Source organism: Sphingomonas bacterium (genome assembly GCF_903643065.1).
Lineage (GTDB): Bacteria > Pseudomonadota > Alphaproteobacteria > Sphingomonadales > Sphingomonadaceae > Sphingomonas.
The window spans coordinates 1-6,396 of the sequence record NZ_CAHJWX010000114.1 but is presented as its reverse complement, the minus strand read 5'-3'; the positions used below and the strand labels follow the sequence as shown (position 1 = coordinate 6,396).

The window sequence follows — 6,396 nt, the reverse complement described above, 5'->3', positions numbered from 1 at the left end:
CGTCGTGCTGCCCTCGGGCGTGTCGGCCTGGCTGGGCGTGCCGTTCGCCGCGCCGCCGGTGCGCGACCTGCGCTGGCGGCCGCCGCAGCGTGTGGCGGCATGGACCGCCATCCGTCACGCCGACCGGTTCGCGCCCGAATGCCTCCAGCCGCTGCGCGGGGATCGGCAGAACCATTATTTCGGGGTCGAGGCGACGAGCGAGGATTGCCTCTACCTCAACATCTGGGCACCCGCGGCGGCGCACGGCGCGCCGGTGATCGTATGGATCTATGGCGGCGGCTTCACCATCGGCTCGGCGAGCATGGCCAATTATTCGGGCGAGCCGCTGGCGCGCGAGGGCGTCGTGCGGGTCAACATCGCCTATCGCGTGGGCCCGCTCGGCTTCCTCGCGCTGCCCGAACTCGGCCGCGAGTCCGGCAACGGCGGGTCGGGCAACTACGGCCTGATGGACCAGATCGCGGCGCTCGACTGGGTGAAGCGCAACATCGCGCGGTTCGGCGGCGATCCCGGCAACGTCACGATCGTCGGCCAGTCGGCTGGATCGATGTCGGTCGCGCTGCTGCAGACCAGCCCGGCGGCGAGGGGGCTGTTCCGCCGCGCCGTCGGCATGAGCGGCAGCCCGTTCGGCGGCATGCTCGGCCCCGCACCGCTCGGCGTCGCCGAGGCGCAGGGTCTGGCGCTGGAAAAGGAACTCGGCGCAACCTCGCTCGCCGCGCTCCGGGCGCTGCCGGGCGACGTCGTCGCGGCGGCGAAGACCCCGCGCGATCCGATCGTCGTCGACGGACAGATCGTCACCGGGCCCGCCGAGCGGGTGTTCGCCGACAGGGGCCAGAACGACGTGCCGGTGCTGATCGGCTATACCCGCGACGAGAGCTTCCGGCCGCTGGGTCCGGTCGCAGATCGCGCGGCGCTGGCGGCGGCGGTGCGCGCACGCTTCGGCGAGGGCGCCACGCCCGCGATCCTCGCCGCCTACGCCGATCCCGACGCCGCCCGCGCCGCCGCCAACATCGCACGCGACTCGACAGTCGGCCGGCAGATGACCGAATGGGCGCTGTATCAGGCGCGCTACGGCACCCAGCCGGCCTATGGCTATTTCTTCACCCGTCGCCAGCCGTACGCGCCGGGGATCACCTTCAGCGATCACGATCCGGCGACGGTGGGCGCCTATCACAGCGGCGACGTGCCGTATTGGCTGCGCACCCGGCCGTCGCTGAACCTCCTTCGCCCGACACGGGCGTGGGAGTCGGGCGACGTGGCGCTGGAAGACGAGATGGCGGCCGCGCTGCTCGCGTTCGCGCGTACCGGCACGCCGGCGAGCCCGACGATCGGACGCTGGCCGACGTTCGACCCGGCCGCACCGCGACTTGTCCGGCTGGCCCCCGCCAGCGCGGTGGTTGCGTGGCCGCACATCGCCGACATGGCGCTGTTCGCCGCGCCGGCCCCGCGGACGCCGACTCGTCCGCGTGACTAGATGAGGAGCAGGCTGTTCCTCGGCGGACTGCTCGCGCTGCTGCCGGCCGCTGCCCGCGCGCAGGGCCCGGCGCCCCCTTGTCCGAGCGACACTGAACTCGCCTATGTCTGCGGCCCGGAAAAGCCCGAGGACGTGGTCGCCATCCCCGGCACCCGCTGGCTGATCGCCAGCGGCTTTGCGCCGGGTGCTGGGCTGAAGCTGGTCGATGGCCCGGCCCGCACGGCGGCGCGATGGTATGACGGCGCCCCGGATCGGATCGCGTTCGACCGTCGCGCGTATCCACATTGCCCCGGGCCGGTCGACCCGGCGCTGTTTAACGCTCGCGGTCTGTCGCTGCGACGCACAGGCCCGAATCGGTGGCTGTTGCTGGTCGTCAACCACGGCGGCCGGCAGTCGATCGAGTTGTTCGACGTCGCCGTGACGGGGGCGACCGACGGGCCCGCGCCGCAGCTGACGTGGCGCGGCTGCCTACCGATGCCCGACGGGCAGGTCGGCAATGCGGTCGCTGCCTTTGCCGACGGTTCCGTGCTGGCGACCGTCCTGACCAGGCCCGGGACCACGATCGCCGACTTCGTCGCCGGCCGTGCGACCGGCGGCGTGTGGCAGTGGCGACCCGGCGACTCCGCCTTCGCGTTGTTGCCGGGGACCGAGCTGCCCGGCGACAACGGGCTCGAGACCGACCCGGACGAGCACCGCTTCTACGTCGTCGCGTTCGGCTGGCACGCGGTCGTGGTGTTCGACCGCGCCGACACGCGGCGGCCCGTCGCGCGGATCGAGGCGCCCGATTTCATGCCCGACAACATTCACTGGAGCGATGGCCGGCTGCTGCTCGCGGGGATGCGGTTGGACGAGCCGGCCTGCGGCGGCCTGCGCCGCGTGGTCGACGGCGTCGCCGATCCGATGCTGTGCCATCGCGGCTGGGTCGTGGGCGAGCTGCTGCGACCCGCCGGCCGCATCGCGACCGTCGCCTACGGCCGGCCGCAACCGGGCTTCAACGGCCTGTCGGCGGCGGCGATCGCAAATGGCGAGCTGTGGCTAGGCTCGTTCCAGGCAGGACGGCTCGCCCTCGTTCGGGGCTGGCCCGCATCGACCATCGGCATCGGCCAGGAGACGCCATGACCAACGCGATTGCCACCGTCTCGCTGAGCGGTACGCTCGGGGACAAGCTGCGCGCGGCCGCCGAAGCGGGCTATGGCGGTGTCGAGATCTTCGACACGGATTTCCTGGCCTCGGCGATGACCCCGCACGAGGTCAGGGCGCTGCTCGACGAGTTGGGCCTCCAGTGCCTGCTCTACCAGCCGTTCCGGGACCTGGAAGGCATGCCCGAGCCGTGGCGGTCACGGGCGTTCGCCCGCATCGAGCAGAAATTCGCGGTGATGCGCGAGCTGGGCTGCTCACGCATTCTGCTCTGCTCCAACTGCTCGCCGCTGGCGTCGCCGGACCGGGACCGGATCGTCGTCGACCTGCGCGACCTGGGCGAGCTCGCGGCGCGGTATGGCATCACGGTCGGCTACGAGGCGCTGGCCTGGGGCGTCCACGTCAACGATCATCGCGTCGCCTGGGAGATCGTGCGCGCCGTCGACCATCCCAACATCGGCATCATCCTCGACAGCTTCCATTCGCTGGCGCGCGGGGTGCCGAGCACGTCGATCCGCGAGATCGATCCCGCCAGAATCGTCTTCGTGCAGCTCGCCGACGCGCCGCTGCTCGACATGGGCCATCTCTACTGGAGCCGCCACTTCCGCAGCCTGCCGGGGCAGGGCGGGCTGGCGCTGACCGAATATGTCGCGGAGATCCTGCGGCTCGGCTACGCGGGACCGCTGAGTCTCGAGATCTTCAACGACCGGTTCCGCGCCAGTTCGGCGCTGCTGGTCGCGCGTGACGGCGTCCGCTCGCTCGACGCGTTGCGCGACGCCGCCCATCGCGCCATCGGCGCCGCGCCTTCGATGCCGGCTCGCGCGCGGATCGAGCGGATCGCGTTCGTCGAGTTCGCGGCGGAGACCGCCGATCGCCAGGCGCTCGAGGGAATGCTGCGGTCGGCGGGGTTTCGGCTGGTCGGGCGTCACCAAGCCAAGGCCGTCGAGCACTGGCGCAATGGCGGCGCCGACTTCGTCCTGAACTATGAGGAGACCGGATTTGCCGCCGCCTACCGGACGCTGCACGGAACAGCGATCTGCGCGATCGGGCTGGTCGTGGCGGACGGGCCCGCAGCGATGGCGCGGGCCGACGCGCTGGGCTTCGTGCGCGAGGTGAGCGACGTGCCCGCCATGCCGGCGTTGCGCGGCGTCGCCGGTACGCTGGTGTACGTACTCGACCGCGTCGCCGCGCCGCGGATCTGGGCCGACGAGTTCATCCCTGTTGGCGACGCAGAGGCGGCGTCCGTCGGCGTAACCGGCATCGACCATCTCGCCGCGACCGTCCTCAACGACGAGTTCCTGTCCTGGCAGCTCTACTGGCGCGCGCTGTTCGAGGTGGAGGTTGCCGGCGCGCAGGACGTGATCGATCCCAACGGGCTGGTACAGAGCCAGGCCATCCAGAACGCGACCGGCAGCTTCCGCTTTACGCTAAACGGCACCGACGCGCGCGAGGCGCTGTCGGCGCGTTTCCTGCGCCAGTCGTTCGGCGCGGGGTTCCAGCACGTCGCGCTCGGGGTGGAGGACATGGACGTCGCCGCGCCCGCACTCGCCGCGCTCGGCATCGAGCAGCTTCCCGTGCCGGCCAACTACCAGGACGACGCTGTGGTGCGCTTCGGCCTCGACCCTGCCGCCGCCGCGCTGCTGCGCGACCACGACCTGATGATTGACGAGGAGGGGCTGGGTCGTTTCCGCCAGCTTTACAGCCGCGCCTTCCACAAGACCTTCTTCTTTGAGTTCGTCGAGCGCAGCGGCGGCTACGACGGCTATGGCGGCCCGAACGCGCCGATCCGACTGGCGGCGCAGAGCCGGTTCCGCGCGCCCACCGTGATCGACTGACAGGAAGGACTACCCCGTGGACCTTGCGATCGGATCGGCAACCACGGCCATCGGCGCCGACGAGCGATGGACGGGGACGCGCGTGTTCGTCGTCGCCTTCTGCTTCGTGCTCAACATGCTCGACGGTGCCGACCTGCTCGTCATGTCGTTCGTCGCACCGATCCTGTCGACGCAATGGGCGATCGGCCCCGAGCGGCTGGGCGTGCTGTTCAGCGCCAGCCTCGCCGGCATGGCGATCGGCTGCCTGGTCGTCGCGCCGTTCGCGGACCGGCTGGGCCGGCGCACGATGATCCTCGGCGCGCTGGCGCTGGTCGCCGCGGCGATGCTGGCCTCGGGCCTCGCGCGGTCGGTCGTCGAGCTGATGCTCGCGCGGCTCGCGGTCGGCGTCGGCGTCGGCACGATCGGCGTGTGCATGACGGCGATGGCCGCCGAGTTCGCCCCCGCGCGGCATCGCAGCTTGGCGGTCGGGATTGTGCAAGCCGGCTGGCCTTTCGCGTCGATCATCACCGCCTTCGCGGCGGTCTGGTTCCTGGCCGCGTCGGGCTGGGCGACGCTGTTCATGGCGATCGGCCTGCTCAGCGCCGTCCTGATGCTTGTCGCGCTTGCGCTGCTCCCCGAATCGCCGGCCTTTCTGGCGAGCGGACGGGCGCGGCATGGGCTGGCGCGGCTCAACGCGGTGTACGGCGCGATGGGGCTCGCCGTGCTCGACGCGCTGCCGTCGCGCACCCCCGAGACGTCGCGCACCGCCGTCGGCGCGCTGTTCGCCGGCGGCCTCGCGCGCAACAGCGTGCTGCTCTGGACGGCGGTGACGCTCGGCTATTTCGACCTGTATTTTGTGATCTCGTGGATTCCCAAGCTCGCCAACCGGGCGGGGTTGCCGGTGGACCAGGCGATCTACGCCGGCGCGATCTACAACCTCGGGGCGTTCGTCGGCACCGCGCTGGTCGGCGCGCTCGCCGTGCGCTTCCGCCTCAACAGCGTGATCGCGCTGTTCCTGATCGCGGCGGCGGCGGCGATGCTGGTGTTCGGGGGCGTCGCGATGCCCGTGTGGCTCACGCTGGCGACAGCGCTGATGGTCGGCGTGACGGTGCAGGGCGGATTCAACGGCTTCTGGGGCCTGGCGGTCCGGCTCTATCCGGCGGCGATCCGGGGGACGGGCGTGGGATGGGCACTGGGCGTCGGCCGCATCGGCGCGGTGGCCGGCCCGGTCGTCGGCGGCCTGCTGGTGGGCGGCGGCGTGTCGACCACCGAAATTTTCGCGATCTACGCCGTGCCGCTCGTCGCCGCCGCGCTGCTGACCCTGTCGATCCGGCAGGGTCCCGCGCAGGACGACGCGGCGCACTAGACGGTGGCGAGTTCCTCGTCGGGGAGCAGTTCGGTATCGATCTGCGCCTGCATCGCCGCCGGGTAGCGCGCGCCGGCCAGCGCGTTCGGCGGGAACAGCGCGTTCACCGCGGCGATCGTGTCGGCCGGAGGGGCGAGCGTCGCCGCGGCGAGGTTCTCCCTCGAGATGCGCGAGGCTGCGCGTGCCGGGGATCGGCACGACGTCCGGCCCCTGCGCCAGCAGCCAGCCGAGCGCCAGCTGCGCGGGTGTCAGCCCGCAGTCGCGCGCGATCGCGTCGAACCGGTCGACCACTATCAGGTTGCGCGACAGGCCGGGCTCCACGAAGCGCGGCATCGCCGCCCGTATGTCGCCCGGTTCGTACCATGCATCGCGCACGCCGCCCGCGAGCAGGCCGCGCGACACCGGCGAGAAAGCGACCAGCGCGATGCCCAGCGCGCGGCAGGTCTCGAGCACCGCCACCTCGACGTTGCGCGATGCGGGCGAGTATTCGCTCTGCACCGCCGCGATCGGGTGGACGGCGTGGGCGCGGGTCTAGGGTCAGGACCCATTGATGTGAGCGTCGCGATCTGATTCAGGCTCCGTGAGGAGACCGTGGATGAGAGACCTGT

Annotated in this window: 4 protein-coding genes and 1 pseudogene; 4 read left to right on the top strand and 1 reads right to left on the bottom strand. The window is 71.6% G+C overall.

Annotated features, from left to right (window positions below):
* The 4 genes from HUU95_RS05645 to HUU95_RS05630 form a co-directional block, all read left to right on the top strand.
* Nucleotides 1-1,471, top strand: a 1,471-nt coding sequence (locus HUU95_RS05645; RefSeq protein ID WP_174279219.1) for a carboxylesterase/lipase family protein, incomplete at its 5' end; no start/stop codon positions are given.
* The gene (locus HUU95_RS05640) at nt 1,472-2,590 is read left to right on the top strand and encodes a hypothetical protein (RefSeq protein ID WP_174279218.1); all 1,119 of its coding nucleotides are present in this window, start codon (nt 1,472-1,474) and stop codon (nt 2,588-2,590) included.
* Nucleotides 2,587-4,443, top strand: coding sequence for a bifunctional sugar phosphate isomerase/epimerase/4-hydroxyphenylpyruvate dioxygenase family protein (locus tag HUU95_RS05635; RefSeq protein WP_174279217.1), 1,857 nt, complete (start codon nt 2,587-2,589; stop codon nt 4,441-4,443). The genes HUU95_RS05640 and HUU95_RS05635 overlap by 4 nt, the downstream gene beginning before the upstream one ends.
* A gap of 16 nt (nt 4,444-4,459) precedes the next feature.
* Nucleotides 4,460-5,788 carry an MFS transporter gene (locus HUU95_RS05630; RefSeq protein WP_254602644.1) on the top strand — a complete coding sequence of 443 codons (1,329 nt, stop codon included), beginning with the start codon at nt 4,460-4,462 and terminating at the stop codon, nt 5,786-5,788.
* A 219-nt stretch (nt 5,789-6,007) separates the two neighbouring features.
* On the opposite strand, the pseudogene HUU95_RS05625 reads toward HUU95_RS05630, so the two are convergent.
* Nucleotides 6,008-6,286, bottom strand: a pseudogene (locus tag HUU95_RS05625) (aldo/keto reductase); the annotation flags it as partial.
* Nucleotides 6,287-6,396 lie beyond the last annotated feature (110 nt).

What these genes read in the sequence shown, in the direction of transcription:
- HUU95_RS05640 (WP_174279218.1), top strand. Translation starts at nt 1,472, where the DNA reads ATGAGGAGCAGGCTGTTCCTCGGCGGACTGCTCGCGCTGCTGCCGGCC.
- HUU95_RS05635 (WP_174279217.1), top strand. Translation starts at nt 2,587, where the DNA reads ATGACCAACGCGATTGCCACCGTCTCGCTGAGCGGTACGCTCGGGGAC.